20 protein-coding genes are annotated in these 19,667 nt (G+C 64.7%); 9 read left to right on the forward strand and 11 right to left on the reverse strand.

The window, feature by feature from the left end:
• Positions 1-125: 125 nt before the first annotated feature.
• Genes CDN36_RS16130 through CDN36_RS16165 form a run of 8 tightly spaced genes read right to left on the reverse strand, consistent with a single transcriptional unit; the run spans position 126 to position 7,858 of the window.
• A complete protein-coding gene (locus CDN36_RS16130; protein WP_287497258.1) occupies positions 126-1,118 on the reverse strand; it encodes a fumarylacetoacetate hydrolase family protein in 993 nt (330 codons plus the stop codon).
• A complete protein-coding gene (locus tag CDN36_RS16135) occupies positions 1,115-1,918 on the reverse strand; it encodes a cyclase family protein (RefSeq protein ID WP_150553664.1) in 804 nt (267 codons plus the stop codon). Before CDN36_RS16135 ends, CDN36_RS16130 begins: the two co-directional genes overlap by 4 nt.
• A complete protein-coding gene (locus CDN36_RS16140) occupies positions 1,915-3,138 on the reverse strand; it encodes an MFS transporter (protein ID WP_287497259.1) in 1,224 nt (407 codons plus the stop codon). Before CDN36_RS16140 ends, CDN36_RS16135 begins: the two co-directional genes overlap by 4 nt.
• A 14-nt stretch (positions 3,139-3,152) precedes the next feature.
• Positions 3,153-4,283 carry an FAD-dependent oxidoreductase gene (locus CDN36_RS16145; protein ID WP_150553666.1) on the reverse strand — a complete coding sequence of 377 codons (1,131 nt, stop codon included), beginning with the start codon at positions 4,281-4,283 and terminating at the stop codon, positions 3,153-3,155.
• Positions 4,284-4,338: 55 nt separating this feature from the next.
• On the reverse strand, positions 4,339-4,698 hold the full coding sequence (locus CDN36_RS16150) for a Rieske (2Fe-2S) protein (RefSeq protein ID WP_370749541.1): 360 nt from the start codon (positions 4,696-4,698) through the stop codon (positions 4,339-4,341).
• A gap of 42 nt (positions 4,699-4,740) precedes the next feature.
• Complete coding sequence (locus CDN36_RS16155) at positions 4,741-5,703, reverse strand: VOC family protein (RefSeq protein ID WP_287497260.1); 963 nt, start codon at positions 5,701-5,703, stop codon at positions 4,741-4,743.
• Positions 5,704-5,749: 46 nt separating this feature from the next.
• The gene (locus CDN36_RS16160) at positions 5,750-6,907 is read right to left on the reverse strand and encodes an alpha/beta hydrolase family protein (protein WP_150553668.1); all 1,158 of its coding nucleotides are present in this window, start codon (positions 6,905-6,907) and stop codon (positions 5,750-5,752) included.
• A gap of 51 nt (positions 6,908-6,958) precedes the next feature.
• Positions 6,959-7,858: a SphA family protein gene (locus CDN36_RS16165; RefSeq protein ID WP_150553669.1), complete on the reverse strand. Its 900-nt coding sequence runs from the start codon at positions 7,856-7,858 to the stop codon at positions 6,959-6,961.
• Between the two features lie 212 nt (positions 7,859-8,070).
• Here CDN36_RS16165 and CDN36_RS16170 point away from each other — a divergent pair, with 212 nt between their 5' ends.
• Positions 8,071-9,018 (forward strand): LysR family transcriptional regulator, encoded by a 948-nt coding sequence (locus CDN36_RS16170; RefSeq protein ID WP_287497261.1) that lies wholly within the window; start codon positions 8,071-8,073, stop codon positions 9,016-9,018.
• Positions 9,019-9,045: 27 nt separating this feature from the next.
• On the opposite strand, the gene CDN36_RS16175 is transcribed toward CDN36_RS16170, so the two are convergent.
• On the reverse strand, positions 9,046-9,987 hold the full coding sequence (locus CDN36_RS16175) for a LysR family transcriptional regulator (RefSeq protein WP_287497262.1): 942 nt from the start codon (positions 9,985-9,987) through the stop codon (positions 9,046-9,048).
• A 171-nt stretch (positions 9,988-10,158) separates the two neighbouring features.
• Between CDN36_RS16175 and CDN36_RS16180 the strand changes: the two genes are divergently transcribed.
• The 6 genes from CDN36_RS16180 to CDN36_RS16205 all read left to right on the forward strand — a co-directional run bounded on the left by CDN36_RS16180 (position 10,159) and on the right by CDN36_RS16205 (position 16,101).
• Complete coding sequence (locus tag CDN36_RS16180) at positions 10,159-10,830, forward strand: aspartate/glutamate racemase family protein (RefSeq protein WP_150553672.1); 672 nt, start codon at positions 10,159-10,161, stop codon at positions 10,828-10,830.
• 91 nt (positions 10,831-10,921) lie between these two features.
• Complete coding sequence (gene cuyB / locus CDN36_RS16185) at positions 10,922-11,662, forward strand: cysteate racemase (RefSeq protein WP_287497263.1); 741 nt, start codon at positions 10,922-10,924, stop codon at positions 11,660-11,662.
• The gene (hydA, locus tag CDN36_RS16190; protein ID WP_287497264.1) at positions 11,659-13,140 is read left to right on the forward strand and encodes a dihydropyrimidinase; all 1,482 of its coding nucleotides are present in this window, start codon (positions 11,659-11,661) and stop codon (positions 13,138-13,140) included. Before cuyB ends, hydA begins: the two co-directional genes overlap by 4 nt.
• A gap of 44 nt (positions 13,141-13,184) precedes the next feature.
• Complete coding sequence (locus CDN36_RS16195; protein WP_150553675.1) at positions 13,185-14,132, forward strand: N-carbamoyl-D-amino-acid hydrolase; 948 nt, start codon at positions 13,185-13,187, stop codon at positions 14,130-14,132.
• A gap of 43 nt (positions 14,133-14,175) precedes the next feature.
• Positions 14,176-15,438 (forward strand): MFS transporter, encoded by a 1,263-nt coding sequence (locus CDN36_RS16200; protein WP_150553676.1) that lies wholly within the window; start codon positions 14,176-14,178, stop codon positions 15,436-15,438.
• Between the two features lie 75 nt (positions 15,439-15,513).
• Positions 15,514-16,101 (forward strand): flavin reductase family protein, encoded by a 588-nt coding sequence (locus CDN36_RS16205; protein WP_287497265.1) that lies wholly within the window; start codon positions 15,514-15,516, stop codon positions 16,099-16,101.
• A gap of 26 nt (positions 16,102-16,127) precedes the next feature.
• Here CDN36_RS16205 and CDN36_RS16210 read toward each other — a convergent pair whose 3' ends face one another.
• On the reverse strand, positions 16,128-16,859 hold the full coding sequence (locus tag CDN36_RS16210) for an SDR family NAD(P)-dependent oxidoreductase (RefSeq protein WP_287497266.1): 732 nt from the start codon (positions 16,857-16,859) through the stop codon (positions 16,128-16,130).
• A 111-nt stretch (positions 16,860-16,970) separates the two neighbouring features.
• Here CDN36_RS16210 and CDN36_RS16215 point away from each other — a divergent pair, with 111 nt between their 5' ends.
• Together CDN36_RS16215 and yddG are read left to right on the forward strand one after the other, a co-directional pair.
• Positions 16,971-17,921, forward strand: coding sequence for a LysR family transcriptional regulator (locus tag CDN36_RS16215; RefSeq protein ID WP_150553679.1), 951 nt, complete (start codon positions 16,971-16,973; stop codon positions 17,919-17,921).
• 213 nt (positions 17,922-18,134) lie between these two features.
• Positions 18,135-19,070 carry an aromatic amino acid DMT transporter YddG gene (gene yddG / locus CDN36_RS16220; RefSeq protein ID WP_287497267.1) on the forward strand — a complete coding sequence of 312 codons (936 nt, stop codon included), beginning with the start codon at positions 18,135-18,137 and terminating at the stop codon, positions 19,068-19,070.
• Between the two features lie 107 nt (positions 19,071-19,177).
• On the opposite strand, the gene CDN36_RS16225 is transcribed toward yddG, so the two are convergent.
• On the reverse strand, positions 19,178-19,633 hold the full coding sequence (locus tag CDN36_RS16225; RefSeq protein WP_287497268.1) for a carboxymuconolactone decarboxylase family protein: 456 nt from the start codon (positions 19,631-19,633) through the stop codon (positions 19,178-19,180).
• Positions 19,634-19,667: the final 34 nt, after the last annotated feature.

Here is a 19,667-nt window from a genome sequence, read left to right on the forward strand (position 1 = left end):
ATCTTAGCACGAACAGCGCATGAGGCCGCCGGGCACAGGCCGCGCCGGATTTTTCAAGCGTCTTCGGCATTGCGGGCGATGGCGCCGCGCATGGGCGTTTGCCGCACAGGCGCGTCACCGCCGATTCAACAGCCCGGCACGATCCGCTGTTCGATTTCTCCGAACGGGGCGCCGCCGGCGGCATCCAGCGCGACCATTCTCACGCGCTCGCCAAACGCCAGATAGCGGGTACGCGCTTCACCATGCGCCAGGATCTCGATGCCGCGGCGCTCGGCCAGGCATGCCGAGCCGGCCTCACGCGCCGCATTCGAGACCGTGCCGGAACCGATGATCGTACCCGGGCTCAGTTGGCGCGTGCGCGCCGCGTGCGCGATAAGCCTGCCGAAATCGAAATTCATCTCGCTGCCGCTGGGATGCCCGATCCACTCGTCGTTGCGCTGCACGTGCAAACGAAGGTGCACCCGACCGTCGCGCCAGTCGGCCCCCAGTTCGTCGGGGGTGAGCGCGATCGGGGCAAAGCTCGTGGACGGCTTGGCTTGCAGGAATCCAAAGCCGGTGCGCATTTCGCGCGGGCCCAGTGCCCGCAAGCTCCAGTCATTGAGTTGCACGAGCAGCCGCACGTGCCCGAGCGCGTCCGACGCGCTCACGCCCATCGGCACCCGGTCGACAATGACACCGAACTCCCCCTCGAAATCGATGCCGTCGGCCTCGCTCGCCTGGGGCACATCGACGTGAGGCCCCAGAAAATCGTCGCTGGCGCCCTGGTACATGACCGGGATCGTGTCGAAATCCGGGATCGGAGCCGTGTTGAATGCCCGCTCCATCAGACGTCCGTGATTGAGGAAGGCCGATGCGTCGCACCATTGGGGGCTGCGCGGCAGCGGCGCGGCACAGGCGCGCGCATCGAACGTCCTCGCCTGAGCGCTGTGCATGGTGCTGCCCGTGTCGTTCAGCGCATCGTAGCGCCGTTGCAGTGCGGCCTCGACTTCCTCCCAGCGCTCGATTGCCTCGATCAGACTCGACGCAATACCGTCGGCCGGCACGGCGCGCGTGAGGTCGCGCGAGACGATCAGCAGTTGCCCGTCGCGGGTGCCATTGGCCAGCGTCGCGAATTTCATTGCTCCACCTCGTCCAGAATGGCCACCGCGCGGGTCCAGCCGGCCGAGGCGGCACGGATCTTGTGGGGGAAACAGCTCACGGTAAAACCGAAGGCAGGCAGCGCTTCGAGATTGTGCAGTTTTTCGAGATGGCAGTATCCGATCTCGCGTCCGGCCTTATGTCCCTCCCAGATCAGCGATTTGTCGCCGGTCTGCGCGACACGCCGTGCCGTGTAGCTGAACGGCGCATCCCAGCTCCACGCGTCGGTCCCCGTCAGGCGAACGCCTCGCTCGAGCAGGTACAGCGTGGCCTCATGGCCCATGCCGCACCCCGCGTTCACATAATCGGCGTGTCCGTAGCGACTCCCGGCGCGCGTGTTGACCAGCACGATGTCCAGGGGCTCGAGCGTGTGCCCGATACGCTCGAGCTCGGCAGCCACATCGGCGGCCGTGACCACGTACCCGTCCGGAAAATGACGAAAGTCGAGCTTCACACCGCTTTGGAAACACCATTCGAGCGGCACCTGATCGATCGTGATCGAGGGCTTGGCCGGCCCCAGGCGCGCGTCCATGGTCGAGTGGAAGTGCCATGGCGCATCCAGGTGTGTGCCGCTATGCGTGGTCAGGGTTACCCATTCCGCAGCGGCGGCTTCTCCGTCGGGGTAGTCCTCGGCCCGCGTCCCCGGGAGCATGGCCATGAAGTCGGGCAGCGTGTCGGCATGCTTCTGGTACGTGATTTTCGGCGCGAGCGGCGGCGGGTCTGACAGCACGTCGTTTTCGAGATAGATCGACAGGTCGATGAAGCGGTGTTTGACTTTCACTTTGGGGCCTCCGGCTGGCCGTAACGATGGGGAATGCGTGAGAAGCACATCAGGGCGATAGCGCCGAAAAGCATGCCGGCGTATCCGAGGCTCGCGAGCGAGACGAACTTGACAAGCGTGCCGCCGAGCAACGGCCCGATGGCCGCACCGGTCATCACCATGGCGGGCGTAGCCGCCACGGCTCGCCCGGTGGGATCAAGCCGCGCGAGCATCCCAAAGGCAAAGGTGTGGCAAAAGATCATCACCGCGGAGAGCATCGCGCTGGCCGCCGCCCACGCGGCGAACCCCGCGTCTGCGGTGATAAGTACGCCCAACCCGGCCTGCACGATAGGACCGATGCACAGCACGGCCCGGGCATTGAGCCGCCGCTCGAGCAGCGCGGCGGCTGGCGCGGGCACCAGATTGATCATCCCGAGCGTAACGAGCACGGCGGTAATCGCCGTCTCGCCAAAGCCGCGCACCGTGCCGATGTGTACGACAAAACTGATCAGCATCGCCTGGGTGAGCGCCATCGCGCACACCCCACCGATCCCGAACCAGACATGAGCGGCAAGCCTGGGCCCGGCGCCGCGTGCCGCACCGTGGCCGTCCGCGGTGGCGGCGGACGATGCCGAGGCCGCCGTGAAGGGAAGACCGAGCGCGCTGACCACCGCGGCCACACTCATGACAGCACACAGGATCGTGAAGAATGTGCCGCCCCCGTGCGCCTGGATGAGCGATGGCGAGACGCCCAGAAACGCGATCGAAACCAGCCCCAGGCTCATTCCCGCCAGCGCAAACACGCGGTGCGGACGCTCGCTGCGGCCGATGATGCCGTGTGCAAGGCTCAGGCTCGCCCCCACGGCCAGACCGGCAAGGGCATGCAGTGCCGCCAAGGCCGGGTAGAGGCTCGTCGTGCGCGCGACGAAGAACGCCGCGGCGGCGATCGCGAAGCCGGTCGGCACGATCGCGCGCGCAGGCAAGCGTGCGAGCAGTGGGGAACAAGCCATGCTGCTCAGCACCACGCCGGCGAGAAACAACGTGGGTAGCGCGCCCGCGCGTTGCGGGTCGAGGCCGTAGTGGCCTACCAGCGTCGAGATCCACAGCGGCAATGCAGCGAGATCGATCATGCCGGCGCAGTGCGCAATCATCAGCGAGAGCACGCCGAACCTGCGCAAGCGAGCGGGCGTACCCGATACCGCCTCGGGCGTGGCGGCAGGCGCCATCGTGTGGGGTTTCATCACGCGCTCCCGGCTCAGATGGCTTGCGCCAGATACTGATGCGTCTCGCGCATGATGCGCTCGTGCTCCGCACGGTCGCCGCGTGTGATCTCGATCTCGCCCAGACGAGCGGAGTTCTCGACAACGACCCGGCAACGCTCCCAGCGACGCGCCTCGAATGCCTCGAGACCGTCGATCATCGTTGCGGCGCGCGCGAGCTCCTCGGCCAATACGATCGCGTCCTCGATGCCGATGCCGGCGCCCGAAGCCATGTGCGGTGTGGTGGCGTGAACGGCGTCACCGACCAGCACGATACGGCCCCGATGCCACGGGCGACGCAGCAGCAGGCGCTCGAGGGGACGGTAGATCACCGACGCGTGCTCGTCGAGCGCCTGGCTCACGGCTTGCAGCCGCGGCGCCGCGAACTCGGCAAGCAGCGCCTTGAGCATGTCCGGCGCCTGCTTCGGGTCGACGAATTTGCGAGTCGGCGCGTCTTCGGTCACGAACAGGTACATCCGTTCGGCGCAGACCGGATTGATGCCCGCCTTCACACGCGCGCCGAGCCACATTTCCGTGCCTGTCACGTCCTCCGGGCGCGGCACGACGGCGCGCCACACGCCCTGACCGGTATAGCGCGGGGGTTCGGCGTCGGCAAAAATGGTCTTGCGCACGTTCGAGTAAAGGCCGTCGGCCCCCACGACGAGCTCGTAGCTCCCGGCAGTGCCGTCAGTGAACGTCACATCGACCTGCTCGCCGCTGGCGCACAGGCTGGCAAACGTTATGCCAAGTTTGACCTTCACGCCGGCCGCCAGCGTGGCCCTGGCGAGAATGTCGGCCAGCACCGGGCGCATGATCGCACCGCCGCCGGGCACTTCGTCACCGGCCAGGCGCGGCGTGGGGATCTGCGCGATCGGCGCGCCGTGCGGCGCGAACAGCTTCAGCCCGTCGGCGAGCGCCCCCCGCTCGAGAAAGGCGTCAAGCACGCCAAGCGTGCGCAGCGCTCGCAACGTGGGACCACTGATGCTGATCCCCGCGCCATAGGAGCGCCAATCGCGATCGATCTCCACGAGATCGACCTTCATGCCGCGCCTGGCGCCCTCGATGGCCGTGGCCATACCCGAGAAACCGCCGCCGATCACGAGCATGCGCTGGGTTGTCATATCCATTTGATGTCTCCTTCTTTGTACGTTTTTTGCCCGTGTTGGCGACGCCTGAACGCGGTTACGGTAAGCCACGCTCGCAAGCCACGAGGAACACCTCACCCCGTGCGTTGACCTTCAGGGCAAGTTGCGTGAGCGACTGGCCCAGACAGGGTCCCGCCAGGCACGCGCCGCTCACCGGATCGAACTGTGCGGCGTGGGCGTGGCAGACAATGCGCGAGCCGTCGTGATTCAGGTAGGCGTCCTTTCGCCAGGCCATCGGCGTATCGCCATAGTGGGGACAGGCGTTGCGCCACGCCCGCACCTCGGTCCCGTTGCGTACTACGAACATCGTGTCGTGCCCCGCGCCATGCGGATCGAACCCGCGAGCACCGGGGTTCGGTATGGCGTCGAGATGCGTCAGGAAGATCGGTGAGCTCACAGGCAAGCTCCGGCCCGAATCGATGATTGACCGGCCGCCATATCAGGCTTTCTCCCCATCGGCCGGCGCACCGCCTGCCGGCGAGCCGCCCGGCACCCATTTCTCGCGCGGGTGCAACAGGAACAACTGCGAAGCGTCGGCGCTCATCGGCGCAATACGGGCGCACCACTGGTCGTCGTGCTGGTCCATGTCGGCGTCGTACTCGACATGGCACCCCAGAGGGCTATTGAAGTACCAGAACCAGTTCGAACCGAAGCGGTGCCGGCCCGGCCCCCAGAACGACTGATAGCCCTTTTCCACGAGACGCGTGCCCGCATGCATCAACTCGGTCGGGCCGCCCATGTGGAACGTGAAGTGCTCGCACCCCTTCATGAACGGCGGCGTCTGGATAAAGAAGAGCGTGTGGTGATCGAGCGTGCCTGCCGGGCGCAGGAACCCGCCCACGCCCTCGAAACGATCCGTGCAGCGAAAGCCCAGGCGCTCTACATAGAACGCTTCGGCTCGTGCGGCGTCCGGTACGAAATAGACCACATGCGAGAGTGTGCGCGGCGTGAGCGACATGTCGTCGCGCACCGCCACGACGTTGGGTCGGCGTTGCGCCGGCGCCCCCGGCGCGTTGATCGCTTCGGCGGGCATGTTCAGCGTCTTCCTTCGGGTAACGACAAAACCCAGCGCGAAGCCCATATCGTCCACGGTCTCCAACGAGCCGTCGGCGAGTACGCGCACCTCGCGATCGCGCCTCAACTCCTCGCCGATTTGCGCAAGATCTTGCGCGCCGGCCACGCCATAAACGGTCTTGCGCAATTGACTCGTGGTGCCCAGTGCCGGAGGCAGGCGCGAGTCAGTGGCAGACCACACTTCGATCGCAGTGCCGTCAAGCGCGGTGAACCGCCCGGCCTCGCCGGGGGGTTGCTGTGCGACGAGGCCATAGTCGACCAGATATTGGGCAGCACTGGCGATGTCGTCAACGCCAAACACGAGGTATTCGAGTCCGAGGATATTCATGAATGCATTCCAGCTTGAGGAAGAAGGCGAGGCATCGGCGCGGGCGCTAGCGGCGGGTGCGACCGCCGAGTGTTTCGGCCACCCAGTCGGCGATGTAATGGCCCGCGTTGATCGAGTTATCGAAGCTCGCATGCTGCACCCCGCCCTCCCGATCGGTGAAGATCTTCAGCTCGCGCTTGGGGCTGTTGACCAGTTGCTCATACGTGCGATACGCCCACGAGAGCGGGATCTGCGAGTCACGCTCGCCGTGCGTTACGAGAAACGGCACCCGAATTCGATCGAGCACGCCATCGAGATGCACGTCCTCGGCGATGCGCATGAAATCGTCGATGTCCTTGGCTCCCCACACCCAGCACACGTGATTCCAGTAGTGCGGCACAGGGAAGTCGCCCTCGCGCTTCAAGCGCTGCTTTTGCACGTCGCGCCAGTCGTGGTTGGCTCCCCACGCCACGCCGCACGCAAAGCGGGGCTCGAACGCCACCGCACGCGGACAGTAATAACCACCGAGCGAGACGCCCTCCATGCCGATACGCTGCGCGTCGATATCCTCGCGCGTCTCGAGCCAGTCGACCACGCGGCTTGCCCAGTGTTCAGCATCGAAGCGTGCATGCATGCCATGCAGGCGAAGCGCCTCGCCGGTGCCGGGCTGATCGACGATGAGCGACGACACGCCGCGCTCGGCCAGCCACCCGGGCAAGCCGACGAGGTACTTCATCTCTTTCATGGAGTCCAGACCATTGACCTGCACGAGCACCGGCGCGCGCGCGACGCCCGGCGCACGCACGAGCAACGCCGAGAGATGCTCCTCACCGTAAGGGATCTCCACGCGCTCACAGTTCTCTCCTGTGAGCGCAATACCCGTGGCAAAAGACTTCAGCGCGCGCTGATAGAGCTCGACGCGCCCGGGCGAATCATGCGCGAGCATGCGCTCGCAGGTGATCATGTAAGCGCTCGCGCGCTTGTATTTCTGGCCTGCCGAGAATTGGCGACCGCGGGCCTCGTCTTCGGCGGCAAGCGCTTGCAGCCGATCGGCCATGGCCACCCACGCCTGGCGAAATGCATGGGTTCCCTCAGCATCGGGTTGTTTGGCGGCGTCTTGCAGCGGTGCGCAGATCGTTTCGATCTCGCCCATGCGTGCCCCCATCTCGATGGCCAGATTGACGGAGAGATTCCAGACGTAGTTGGTCGGAAAATAGCGGAACATTGTCTAACCTTGTGAGCGTAAAGAAGTCAGTCGCAGCGCATGCGTGCTGCGTCAGAGCAGCGGGATGGCGATGTTCAGCCACACGCTGCTCGATTTGGCGGTATTTGCCGCGTAAAGGCCCTGCTGGTAGTTCACGGCGACGTTGAACCAGCGGCCGTCATAGGAGACCGACGGGCCCATCGCGAAGCTGCGAGCGCGATTGCCGGCGCCGACGGTCACGCCGGACTGGGCGTCGTCGGTGAACTGGTTCAGGTAAGCGCCCACGGCGCCGACTTTCCACGGCCCGAAGTTCCAGCCGACGGTGAATTCGCCAACGTAGGCGCTCCCCGAGTGATAGTTCGTGTCGCGATTGGTCTGGTTGATCATGAGCCGGTTGGACAGCCCCACGTCGAATCCATCGGGGTTGTTGTAGCGAATCGCAAAAACCGGCTGCAGGGACGAATAGCCCACGGCAACACTGTTTTTCGAGGGGCTGTAGGAGCCCGAGGCCGTCATGAGGTCAAGGCCCGTGGCAAGCGTCAAGGTCGACGACGGGCGCCACTGCAGGATGACCGGCGAGACCGTGATGTTGGCTAGGCCGTTTTGCGTGCTGCTTTGCCCGGCGATGTTCATGTGCAGCGAGACCACCGGCAGGACGAGTTGCGAGTAGACATCGGCGCCCAGGAACTTGACCGGGTAGGCGGCGATGAGGCGGGTCGTTGCGACCGGGGCGCTCGAACGGAATTGAATCGGTAGTTTGTTGCCGTCGTTGCCATATAGGGCGTTGGCAAACGTATAGCTGAATTGCTGCAGCATGAAGAGCCCGGGGATCGGAGGCAGCGAGGCAATGCCGTTGGCCGTCGCTCCCGCCGGGTAAGGCGACACGTAGTTTTCGAAGGCATGCGCTTGCTGTGTCGCACAAGCGGCAATGAGCGCGCAGCCCGACAACAGGCTCCTGATCTTGAGGGTCATCTTGTCTCCTGATCGATCTCGCGGATCGAGTTATTGGTGGGACTTCTTTTTTGTTCCGATCAGGTTAAGATGCCTGCTTGCATGTGAAAAATTGATTCGATCCATTCGCGAAATCGATTCGCCGAATACATCAAGGGAAAACCCGAAGGTTGGCGAATACGCGACCGACGCGTCGCCACCGAGCGCGGTGTCCGACGAAAAGAGCATTCCCCATGCGTTTCAACAAGCTCGACCTCAATTTGCTCGTCGCCCTCGATGCGCTGCTCAGCGAGCGCAGCATCAGCCGCGCTGCGGAGAAGGTGCACCTGAGTCAGTCGGCGATGAGCAATGCGCTCGCGCGGCTACGCGAGTATTTCGACGACGAGTTGCTCGTTCAGGTCGGCCGGAAGATGGAGCCCACGCCGCGCGCGGAGGGTCTGGCGGACGCGGTACGCGACATTCTTGTGCGGGTCGAGGCGAGCATTTCCACGCCACCGACGTTTGTGGCGGCCGAGTCCACGCGCGTATTCCGCTTGCTGGTCTCCGATTTCACGTTGTCGACGCTGATCCCGCATTTTCTGAAGCGGGTCTACGCACATGCACCGAACGTAAGAATCGAACTATGCCCGCAGGTCGCGCAGGCTGCGCGCTCGCTCGAGCGAGCCGACGTCGACATGCTGATCATCCCTATCGATTACTGCACGGGCGAGCATCCGACCGATGTTTTGTTCGAGGAGGATTACTGCTGCGTGATGTGGGACAAAGCCGCGCTCGCCGGCACTGCCATCACGCGAGACCAATATCTGGGGGCGGGACATATCGTCGTCACGCCCGGGCACGTCGATACGACGCTCGGCGATTGGTTCGGAGAGCGCATCGGGGTGCAGCGCAAGGTCGAGGTCACTACCTTCAGCTTTGCGGCGCCGGCGCAACTGGTGGTCGGAACGCAACGTGTCGCCACGATGCACCGCCGACTTGCCGAGCTTGCGAGGCGCAGCCTCCCGATTGCGATCTGCGACCTGCCCGTCACGATCCCGAAGATGAAACAGGCGATGCAGTGGCACTCGCACCGAAGCGCGGATCCCGGTCTGCGCTGGCTGCGCGAAACCCTCAAGGCGTCCGTGCTGGACATGGACGGTGGGCAAGGGCCGCACGCGGGCGCGACCATGGCGCTTCGCTGAGCGGCAGGCGGCACTCCCGTCGTCGCCTCACCGTCGCAACGCGTCGATAGCACTCAGGTGGTCTTCGAGGACCGATTGCAGCGTTCGGATGAAGGCGCGCCCGGCGTGCGACAGCGGCTCGGCCTGCGAGTACACAGCATGCACCCGAAGCTTTCTGGCCGGGCGAATTTCGTGGACGTCGATTCGCTGGAATGTCGATGCATCGATGCAGAACGGATCGACGATCGCCACACCCACGCATTCTTTCACCAGCACTCTCGCGCTGATCGCCGAGCGCACCTCCACGATGGGCGACGGCCGACGGTGCTTGCCGAAAATGTCGCCGACGATCGCCCCCAGCGGCGTGTCGTGCCCATAGTCGATCCACGGGTGCGGTGGTAGATCGCTTACCCTTACGCTCCCACCCGGCGCGAGCCACCCCGGCGGACTGATGCACATCATCGGGCCATCGACCAGCGCTTCGGTCTTCAGATGGTTCGAATTCACTCCGAACATCGACACGCCCAGATAATCCTTGCCCAGCAAAACGCGAGGGATCAGGTTGTTGTGGGTGAGCGGCTCGAAGTGGATCTGCAAATCCGGATACCGCCGATTGAACAACGCAATCGCGCGCGGCACCAGCTCCGCCCCCAGGCTCGGGCTGCAAACGATATTGAGCTTGCCGCTCCTGCCCTCGATGATCGCGCGCACCAGGTCGTCCACACGCTGCACGCCCGCGTATGCCGTCTCCACCTCGTTGTAGATGCGTCGTGCCTCGGGCGTGGGAAAGAGCCGCCCTTTCGAGCGCTCGAACAGCGGAAATCCGACGCGGGACTCGGCCGCGGCCAGAATACGGCTGGCCGAGGGCTGCGTGATGAACAGCATCTTCGCCGCTTCCGTGATCGAGCCGGTGATCATGATCGCGCGAAACGTCTCGATCTGGCGAAGGCTCATCGCCAGCGGGCGCTGTATGGGGGCGTCGGATGCCACGTCTGTCACCTGTCCGATAGGGTCTGGATGGTGCAAGAGCTTACCTCAGGCACCTCCTTGGTGCGAATCCATGCATTGAGTCTATAAGGTCCGAAAATCGTTCTATTGGACCCGTCCTCCATGCGGTTGCTATCGTGAATCCGTCACATTCGCCGTGTAGCGGACTCGCGCATGCAACCTACCATCCTCGTTCTCAATCCCAATTCCCTCTCCGGGGTAACACGGCGCATCGCCGAGACGGCGAGCGTTCAGTTTCGTAACGCGCCGGTGCGGCTCGCGTATGCGACCCTTGCCGATGCCCCGCCCGGCATCGCCACCCAACGCGACGCCGAGCGCGCCGCGGTGCTGGCGGTGGACGCCATCGAGCGGAATCTGCGGGGCGCCGACGCCGCGGACGCCTTCGTCCTCGCGTGCTACAGCGATCCCGGTCTCGCTGCCGCGCGCGAAGTGACCCGTCGGCCGGTGATCGGCATCGGGCAAGCAGCGCTCGGCGCGGCAACGGCGCTGGGCGAGCGTATCGGCGTCGTCGCCATTACCGCCGGCAGCATCGCGCGGCATTGGCGAGCCTATCGCGCGCATGGAATCGCGCAAAAGATCGTGGGCGAGCGCGCCGTCGATCTGACGGTCGCCGAGTCAGGCGACGACGCGCTGGCCATACCCCGTATCGTCGACACCGGCCGCGCGCTCGTCGAGCAGGATGGCGCCGACGTCATCGTGCTCGGATGCGCGGGCATGGCCGCACTGCGTGCGCGCATCGAAGATGCCCTCGGCGTTCCCGTCGTCGAGCCATGCACGACGGCTATCTCGCTGGCGTGCAACGTCCTCGCCGGAGTGCCGCGATGAACGCCACTTCCCGGACATGGCGGACGCCGCTCGTCGTTGCGCGCACGGCGGTTATCGTGATCGCGCCGGCGCTCACGCGAGGAGGTGGGCAATGACCGCATCATCGCCGATCCTCGGCGTGCTCGGCGGTATGGGGCCGCTCGCCACGGCGGACTTCATGCGCAAGCTCGTGGAGGCGACGCCAGCCGCCAGAGATCAGGACCACATGCCGGTGTTCGTCCACAGCGTGCCGCAGATTCCCGATCGCAGCGAATCGTTCCTCGCCGGCTCCGACGCCCCGTGGCCCTTCCTGCTCTGCGGGCTGCGCATTCTCGAGGCCGCCGGCGCCGGCGCCATCGCCATACCGTGCAACACCGCGCATCTCTGGCACGCGCGCCTGGCTGCGGCCACCGGGCTCGAAGTGCTGCACATCGGGCACGCGACATCCGCGGCCGTCACGTCGCATCCCGCGGCATTCAAGCGTGTGGGCTTGATGGCCACGTCCGCCACGATCATGGGACGCATTTATCAGGACGCGCTGTGCGCCGCCGGCGTGGACGTCATCGTCCCATCGGCTCACGATCAGGTCGAACTCGTCACCGCGGGCATTGCCGCCGTCAAGGCCGGCGACCTCGCGAGCGCGGCGCCGCGGCTTCGGGAAGCTGCGGCGCATCTTGTCGAGCGCGGCGCGCAAGGGGTCATCCTGGGCTGCACAGAACTGCCGCTGGTCCTGCACGGCGATGCATCGGACGTGCCCCTCTTCGACACAACCCATTTGCTGGTGAAGGCTTGCATTTCCTGGTGGAACAAGTCGAAGGCAGCCCAACGCCGGAGCGAGACGTTTTCACAATGAGCGACTTTGATCTCATCATTCGCGGCGGCACCGTCGTCAACGACACGGAAGCGCGCCGGGCCGACGTCGGCGTCAAGGGCGACAGGATCGCGGCCATCGCGCCACGCCTGGACGGCGAAGCCGCACGAAGCATCGACGCAACGGGGCATCTGGTAATGCCCGGTGGCATCGACACGCACTGCCATGTGGAGCAGTTATCCGGTATGGGCAGGATGGGCGCCGACGACTGGTATTCCGCGAGCGTTTCGGCGGCCTTCGGCGGCACCACGATGATCGTGCCTTTCGCCGCGCAACATCGCGGCAACTCGTTACGCAAGGTCGCGGACGACTACGCCGATCTGGCGCGACGCAAGTCCGTCATCGACTACAGCTATCACCTCATCCTCTCGGAAACCGATCCGCAGACGCTGCACACCGATCTGCCTGAGCTGATCCGCAGCGGCATCACGTCCTTCAAGGTCTACATGACCTACGACCAACTGAAGATCGACGACTATCAGTTGCTCGACGTGCTCGCGGTGGCCGCCCGGGAACGCGCGCTCGTGATGGTGCACGCGGAGAACAACGATGTCATCCGTTGGGTGTCGCAACGCCTGCTCGAGCGCGGCTACACCGCACCGAAGTTTCACGGTGTGAGCCACGTCGCGCTGGCTGAAGCCGAAGCGACCCACCGCGTGATCCAGCTCTCGCGGCTGTTCGACGTGCCGGTGATGATCGTCCACGTGTCGGCCGTCGAAGCGCTGTCGACCATTCAGGCCGCGCAGAAGATCGGCGCGCAGGTGTACGGAGAAACCTGCCCGCACTACCTCGTGCTGACCGAAGACGACATGGACCTGCCCGGCACCGAGGGCGCGAAGTATTGCTGCAGTCCGCCGTTGCGCGACGCGCAGGCGCAGGAAAGTCTGTGGAAGGGGCTGGCCAACGGCACGCTGCAGACGCTCTCGTCCGATCACGCGCCGTATCGCTACGACGAAAGCGGAAAGATCCCCTTTGGCGACAAGACCACGTTCAAGCAGATGGCCAACGGCATGCCCGGTCTCGAGGCGCGTTTGCCGCTGCTGTTCTCCGAGGGCGTGGGTGGTGGACGCATTTCGCTGCAGCAATTCGTGGCATTGAGCGCGACCAATCACGCAAAGATGTACGGCATCTTCCCGCGCAAGGGCCGTATCGCCGAAGGCGCGGATGCCGATATCGCCATCTGGAACCCCGAGCGTGAGGTCACCCTGACGGCGTCCGTGCTCCACGATCAGGTCGGCTACACGCCGTATGAGGGCCGCACCGTCAAGGGCTGGCCGGAGATCGTCGTCAGTGCGGGGCGCGTGATCGTCGCCGATGGCCGCCTCGACGCGGCGCCGGGCAGCGGGCGCTTCATCGCACGCGGCGCGCCCGAGCCGCATACCGTCGAACGCGAGATCTCGGAAGGCGCGAAGTTCTTCCGGACGCTGGCGCTCACGAACGAAAAGCAGAAGAACTACTGATCTGCCGACTTACCGGTTTTGTTTGTTAATTCAAGAGAGTGGATATGAGCAAGAGTCGAAAACTCGGTTTGGCCGTCGCGCAGATGGGCCCGGTGAATCTCGCACACGATCGCCGCGCGGTGGTCTCGCGACTGGTCGAGATGTTGCGCGAGGCCGCCGGCCGCGGCGCGAAACTCGTCGTCTTTCCGGAAATGGCGCTGACCACGTTCTTCCCGCGCTACTGGATGAGCGAGGAGGAGGCCGTCGAGCGCTTTTTCGAAAAGTCGATGCCCAACGCCGACGTGCAGCCGCTGTTCGACGCCGCGAAACAGCTTGGCGTGGGTTTCTATCTCGGCTATGCCGAGCTCACGCCGCAAGGCCGTCGCTTCAATACGTGCGTGCTGGTCGGCGCCGACGGGAACATCGTCGGCAAGTACCGCAAGATTCATTTGCCGGGTCATGCCGATCACAAGACTGACGCGCCGTTCCAGCACCTCGAGAAGAAGTTCTTCGAAGTCGGCGACTCGGGGATTCCGGTGATCGAGTCGTTCGGCACGCGCGTGGGCATGTGCCTTTGCAACGACCGCCGCTGGCCGGAAACGTGGCGCGTCATGTCGCTGCAAAGCGCGGAGCTCGGGCTCGTGGGCTACAACACGCCGTCGATCAACATCCACTGGAACGAGCCGGTGCATTTGCGCATGCTCACGCATCTGGTGTCGCTGCAGGCAAGCGCGTATCAGAACGCGATGTTCATCGGCGCTGCGGCAAAGTGCGGCAGCGAGGACGGCCATCACATGATTGGCGGTTCGGTAATCGTGGCGCCGACGGGCGAGATCGTGGCGCAAGCCGTGACGGAAGAAGACGAAGTGATCTTCTCGTCGATCAATCTCGCAGTAACTGAAGGGTTCCGCAATCACGTCTTCAACTTCGCGAAGCATCGCCGGCCGGAGCATTACCGGCTGATCGTCGAGCGCACCGGTGCAGGTGCGCCGCTGCCCCGGGAAGACTTCTGACAGACACGTCCATTTCTCGTGCTGGCAGCACGAAGGAGACCTCATGAGCGGCTATGAATCAAACAGCCTGAGTCCGGCACAAGGGGCTCAAGACCGACCTGCGGTTGCGGCGGGGCAACCGGGCAGCGGCCCGCTGCGGGCGCTGATCGCAGCGGTGTCCGGCTATGCCATGGACGGCTTCGACCTCCTCATCCTGGGCTTCATGATGAGCGTGGTGAGCGCGGACCTGGGCCTGAGCGCAACCGAAGGCGGATCACTGGTGACAGCGACGCTGATCGGCGGCATCTTCGGCGGCGTGGGTTTCGGGATTCTCAGCGACTACTGCGGCCGCGTTCGCGTGCTGACGTACACGATCCTCGTGTTCGCGATTTTCACCGGTCTGTGCGCGTTTGCCACGGGCTACTGGGACTTGCTGGTCTACCGCTTCCTGGCGGGACTCGGGTTGGGCGGCGAATTCGGTATCGGCATGGCGCTGGCGATCGAGGCGTGGCCGGCCGAAAAGCGTGGCCGCGTGTCCTCGTATGTCGGCATGGGATGGCAGTTGGGCGTGTTGCTCGCGGCGGTGCTTACGCCGCTGCTGCTGCCGCATATCGGCTGGCGCGGGATGTTCGTGGTGGGCGTGGTGCCGGCGCTCGGTTCCTTCGTGATCCGCAAGGTCATCGGCGAATCGGAGCTCTTTCTCGAGTCGACGCGCAAAAAGCGCGAGTTTCCCATCAAGACGCTGTTCCGCGACGCACGCACGACCAAGCGCAGTATCGGCGTGATGATTCTGTGTTCGGTGCAGAACTTCGGCTACTACGGACTCATCGTATGGATGCCGGCCTATCTGTCGAAGATGTTCGGCTACAGCCTCGCGAAGTCGGCCGTGTGGACCGGCGCGTCGATCATCGGCATGCTCGTCGGGATCTGGATCTTCGGGCAATTGGCCGATCGCATCGGGCGCCGCCCGACGTTCATTGGCTACCAGATCGGCGCGTTGGCGATGGTTTTCGTGTACTCGCAACTGAGCACGCCCGAAGCGCTGCTCATCGGCGGCATTGTGATGGGCGTGTTCGTGAACGGCATGATGGGCGGATACGGAGCGCTGATGGCCGAGCTGTATCCGACGCATGCGCGGGGTACGGCGCAAAACGTGCTGTGGAGCATCGGCCGCGGGGTTGGCGGGCTGAGCCCGCTCGCCATCGGCGTCATCGCTGCGCACTACTCGTTCGAGATCGCAATCGCCGCGCTCGCCGGCATCTACGTCATCGATATCCTGGCGACGATATTCCTCATTCCCGAACTCAAGGGTGTGGAGCTCGAATGAAGGACGTCGAGTCCGGTTGAAATCGATGGACAGGCCTGCGGGCCTGTCCTCGTTTTTTCATGATGGGAACTGCGAGTGGAAATCGACTTCGGAAAATTGACGCCCTACGAACGCTACAAGCTGATGAGCAGCCTGATCGTGCCGCGGCCGATTGCGCTGATCACGACGCTGAGCGCCGGCGGCACCGTCAACGCCGCGCCGTTTTCGATGTTCAACATGCTGGGCGAGGACCCGCCGATCGTCATGGTGAGCATCAATCGGCATGATGACGGCGCGCTCAAGGACACGGCCGTCAATATCGATCGCGACGGTGTTTTCGTCGTACACCTGTGCGACGAGGCGATGGCCCTGAAGATGCATCGCTGCGGCGAGCGACTACCGTCGGACGTGAGCGAGCTGGCGGAGGTCGGGTTGACGACGACGCCGAGCGCGGACGTTGCGCCGCCGCGCATCGCCGAGGCGCCGGTGGCGTTCGAATGTACGGTGTGGGAGACGTTGCGCTCGGACAGCCGGCAGATTTTCATAGGGCGCGTGCTGCGCCTGCATGCCCGCGACGGGCTGGTCGATCGCAAGACGTGCCGGATTCGGCTCGACGACTACGCGCCCGTCGGGCGGCTCGGCGGAGGCTTCTACACGAAGACGCGGGACCGCTTCACCCTGTGAATCGCGATGCCGGTTCGACGCCATCCTCACCAGGGCACCGTCCGTCCGAGATAGTCGAGATATTCGAGGCCGGGTCTTCCCCGCTTGGCCAGCAGCACATCGACCACGTTGGGAATACTCTCTTCGATGCTCAGCCGCCCCTGCGGGCCGCCCAGCGCGGTCCGCACCCAGCCGGGCGCCATGGCGACCATGGCGCGCGGTGTATCGGCCTCGCGCGCCGCGAAGCTGCGCATGAACTGATTCAAAGCCGCTTTGGTGCCCCGATACAGTTCTCTCTGGCCTGTCTCGTTGTTCGCAATGCTGCCCTGCCCGGAGGACATGACGCCGATGAGCCCGTCCGGCAGCACATGCTTCGCCAGACGCTCGATCACGCGCATCGGACTCAGGGCGTTCGTGACCATCAGTTCGACGAAATCCGACGTCGAGACTTCACCGATGGTCTGTGTCGGATCGGGGTTGGTCGTGCCGGCATTGACGAACAGGATGTCGAAAACGCGGTCCGTCAGCCGGCCGGCGAGCGCCTCCAGTTGCCCGGACATCGTGATGTCGAGCACCTCGATCTCGACGCGGCCCGGGTATTCCCCGGCCAGCGCATGCAGGGGTGTCGCGGGCTTGTGGCGGCGTACCGTGCCGACGACGTGCCAGCCCCGCCTCAGAAACTCCTCTGCCATCGCGTGGCCCAGCCCGCGCGAAGCGCCGATCAGCAAGATGGTGGGCACGCGGCCCGCGTTCGGTGTCATGGTGTGCTCCCGGATCATGGTTACCCCATGCATCGTAGATACGGCCTGCCATTTGCACCAGACGCTCCACCATCAATCATCGATTGCATCAGACGCCATAGTCGAACGACTTGCGTCTACAATCGAGCGATGCCAGACCTCGACCTGAACCTGCTCCTCGCGCTCGACGCGCTGCTCGCCGAGCGAAGCGTAACGCGCGCCGCCCGGCGCCTCGGCCTGAGCGTGTCCGCGATGAGCCGAACCCTTACGCGGCTGCGCAATGCCACCGGCGACCGACTGCTGCTGCAGGCCGGTCGGGAGTTGGTGCTCACGCCCTATGCCGAGCACCTGAGCCAACACGTCCCGCTGTTGACCCGTGAAGTCCAAAGCGTGTTGCGCCCCCCGGATCAGTCGCTCGATCTCGAGACGCTGGCGCAACGTTTCACGATTCGGGCCAGCGAGGATTTCATCGATTTGCTGGCGTGGGCATTGATCGAGAGAATTCGACAGGCGGCGCCCCGGGTTCAGCTGCGATTTGCCCCCAAACCGGATTGGGATGCGCGGCCGCTTCGGGAAGGCGCCATCGATCTGGAGATCGGCACCGTCCAGACCGAGGCGCCCGAAATACGTACCCGAGGGCTGTTTCAGGATCGCTATGTCGGCGTATGCCGCCGCGACCATCCGATTCTGCGAGGGGTGCCGCGAGGAGCGGACATTTCGTTGGCGCGGTACGTGGAATTCGGGCACGTCGTCGCCTCTCGCACCGGACGCACGACCACGCCGCTCGATACCGCATTGGAAGCGCAAGGGCTGAGGCGAGCGGTGCCGGTCGTCGTGCCGGCCTATACCAATGCCATGCGAATCGTCCGGCATACGGACCTGCTCGCAGTCATTCCGCATTCGTGCCTCGGCAATCCCTTCACGCCCGACTACGCCGAGATCAACGGACTTGGAACCTTCGCCCTGCCGGTGCCCGTGCCCGAGTTTCAGGTGTCGGCCATCTGGCACCCGAGACTGGACAAGGACCCCGCGCAGGCATGGCTTCGTGCGCAGGTGCTCGACCTCTGTCAAGCGGCCTACCCGCCGCAGGCGCGCGGATAGCCGTCCATCGCCATGGCGCCAGGACGCGCATCTGCCACACGGTCGCCGGCCGGTAAAATACGCCCCTTCGCGCCGGCCCTCGAGGCCCATGCCCCAGATGCAAGGCAACGCAAGGCGGCGCAGCTCGGTCGCGACCGTCGGTCCCGGGCGTCACCCGCTCACGATGGCACAGGGCCTTGCAGACCTTCCCGAACCGCAAACAGGCAGTGAAGTATGGATAGCAGGCACAGGAACCGCGCAACGCTCATCGGACTGGTGGCCGTGGTGCTGTGGAGTTCGATCGTCGGACTGATTCGCGGCGTAAGCGAGAGTTTCGGCGCGACCGGCGGTGCGGCGCTCATGTATACCGTGGCGTCGGTGTTCCTGCTCTTCTCCGTCGGTTTCCCGCGCCTTGCGACTTTTCCGAAACGATATCTTTACCTCGGCAGTGCGTTGTTCGTCGCCTACGAGATTTGCCTGTCGCTCTCCATCGGCTACGCGAACACCGCCCGGCAGGCCATCGAAGTCGGCATGGTGAATTACCTCTGGCCGACCTTTACCCTGGTCGCGGCGATCGTCTTCAACAAGCAGCGCGCCAACCTCTGGGTGGTGCCCGGCTTCCTGCTTTCCATGCTCGGCATCTGCCGGGTGTTGGGCGGCGAGCGAGGGTTCGATCTCGCCGGCATGGCCGCGAACGTGCTCGACAACCCGCTGAGCTACGGCCTTGCCTTCGCGGGCGCGCTGATCTGGGCGGCATATTGCACGGTGACGGCGCGTCACGCCCGTGGCAAGAACGGCGTGACGTTTTTCTTTATGCTCGTGGCCGCCGCGTTGTGGCTCAAGCTCGCGCTCACGGGCAACGGCGGCGACATGCGCTGGAGCGCTTCCGGCGTCGTCTTCCTGCTGCTCGCGGCCGGCGCAATGGGCTTCGGCTACGCAGCGTGGAATGTCGGCATCCTCGGCGGCAGCGTGACGCTGCTCGCGGGCGCGTCCTATTTCATTCCCGTCTTCTCCGCCGCGCTGTCGGCCATTCTGTTGCACGCGCCGCTGTCCTACCCGTTCTGGCAAGGCGCGGCGATGGTGTGCGGCGGCTCGGTTCTGTGCTGGATCGCGACACGAGCGAAGCGCGTGCGGCCCGAGCCCGCCGCGGCCGTCGATACGCCCGAGTAGGCGGGTGCCAGAGGTACGCGCTCAGGCGTCGCCCGCCCCGAGCGACATCGTGCAAAACGCGTAACGAAGCCCCAACGCAACACCGTCGAAGCGCCGCCCGTCGAGTCTTACGGCTCGAGTACCGCCCCAGGCGTATTGCGGAAGCTGATCGCCATGCGGTTATAGGTGTTCATCAATCCGATCGCGATCGTGAGATCCACGACCTCGCGTTCGTCGAACACCGTGCGCACGGCTTCATACGCCTCGTCCGGCACGCCAGTGGCGGCGACGAGCGTGACCGACTCGGCCCAGGCGAGCGCAGCGCGCTCACGCTCGTCGAACAGTTCGCCAGCCTCCCGCCAGGCCTGCAGGAGCGCCAGTTTTTCCACTTTCACGCCCCTCTTCAGCAGGTCGCGCGTGTGCATGTCGAGGCAATAGGCGCAATTGTTGATCTGCGACACGCGAAGATAGACCAGGTCGACGAGAACGGGCGACAGGCCGCTCTGCGCGACATACCCATAAACGCCACCCAACGCCTTCACGCCGGCGGGCGCAATCCGGTTGTAGTCGAGACGCTTGCTCATGAAATAGCTCCTGGTGCGATGAGATTATCGTGTC

Source organism: Pandoraea sp. CB10b_02, assembly GCF_002216225.1.
GTDB lineage: Bacteria > Pseudomonadota > Gammaproteobacteria > Burkholderiales > Burkholderiaceae > Pandoraea > Pandoraea nosoerga.

Coding starts and splice junctions, on each gene's coding strand:
- CDN36_RS16130 (WP_287497258.1), bottom strand. CDS start 1,118: ATGAAATTCGCGACGCTGGCCAATGGCACCCGCGACGGGCAACTGCTG.
- CDN36_RS16140 (WP_287497259.1), bottom strand. CDS start 3,138: ATGAAACCCCACACGATGGCGCCTGCCGCCACGCCCGAGGCGGTATCG.
- CDN36_RS16145 (WP_150553666.1), bottom strand. CDS start 4,283: ATGGATATGACAACCCAGCGCATGCTCGTGATCGGCGGCGGTTTCTCG.
- CDN36_RS16155 (WP_287497260.1), bottom strand. CDS start 5,703: ATGAATATCCTCGGACTCGAATACCTCGTGTTTGGCGTTGACGACATC.
- CDN36_RS16160 (WP_150553668.1), bottom strand. CDS start 6,907: ATGTTCCGCTATTTTCCGACCAACTACGTCTGGAATCTCTCCGTCAAT.
- CDN36_RS16165 (WP_150553669.1), bottom strand. CDS start 7,858: ATGACCCTCAAGATCAGGAGCCTGTTGTCGGGCTGCGCGCTCATTGCC.
- CDN36_RS16170 (WP_287497261.1), top strand. CDS start 8,071: ATGCGTTTCAACAAGCTCGACCTCAATTTGCTCGTCGCCCTCGATGCG.
- CDN36_RS16180 (WP_150553672.1), top strand. CDS start 10,159: ATGCAACCTACCATCCTCGTTCTCAATCCCAATTCCCTCTCCGGGGTA.
- cuyB (WP_287497263.1), top strand. CDS start 10,922: ATGACCGCATCATCGCCGATCCTCGGCGTGCTCGGCGGTATGGGGCCG.
- hydA (WP_287497264.1), top strand. CDS start 11,659: ATGAGCGACTTTGATCTCATCATTCGCGGCGGCACCGTCGTCAACGAC.
- CDN36_RS16195 (WP_150553675.1), top strand. CDS start 13,185: ATGAGCAAGAGTCGAAAACTCGGTTTGGCCGTCGCGCAGATGGGCCCG.
- CDN36_RS16200 (WP_150553676.1), top strand. CDS start 14,176: ATGAGCGGCTATGAATCAAACAGCCTGAGTCCGGCACAAGGGGCTCAA.
- CDN36_RS16210 (WP_287497266.1), bottom strand. CDS start 16,859: ATGATCCGGGAGCACACCATGACACCGAACGCGGGCCGCGTGCCCACC.
- CDN36_RS16215 (WP_150553679.1), top strand. CDS start 16,971: ATGCCAGACCTCGACCTGAACCTGCTCCTCGCGCTCGACGCGCTGCTC.
- yddG (WP_287497267.1), top strand. CDS start 18,135: ATGGATAGCAGGCACAGGAACCGCGCAACGCTCATCGGACTGGTGGCC.
- CDN36_RS16225 (WP_287497268.1), bottom strand. CDS start 19,633: ATGAGCAAGCGTCTCGACTACAACCGGATTGCGCCCGCCGGCGTGAAG.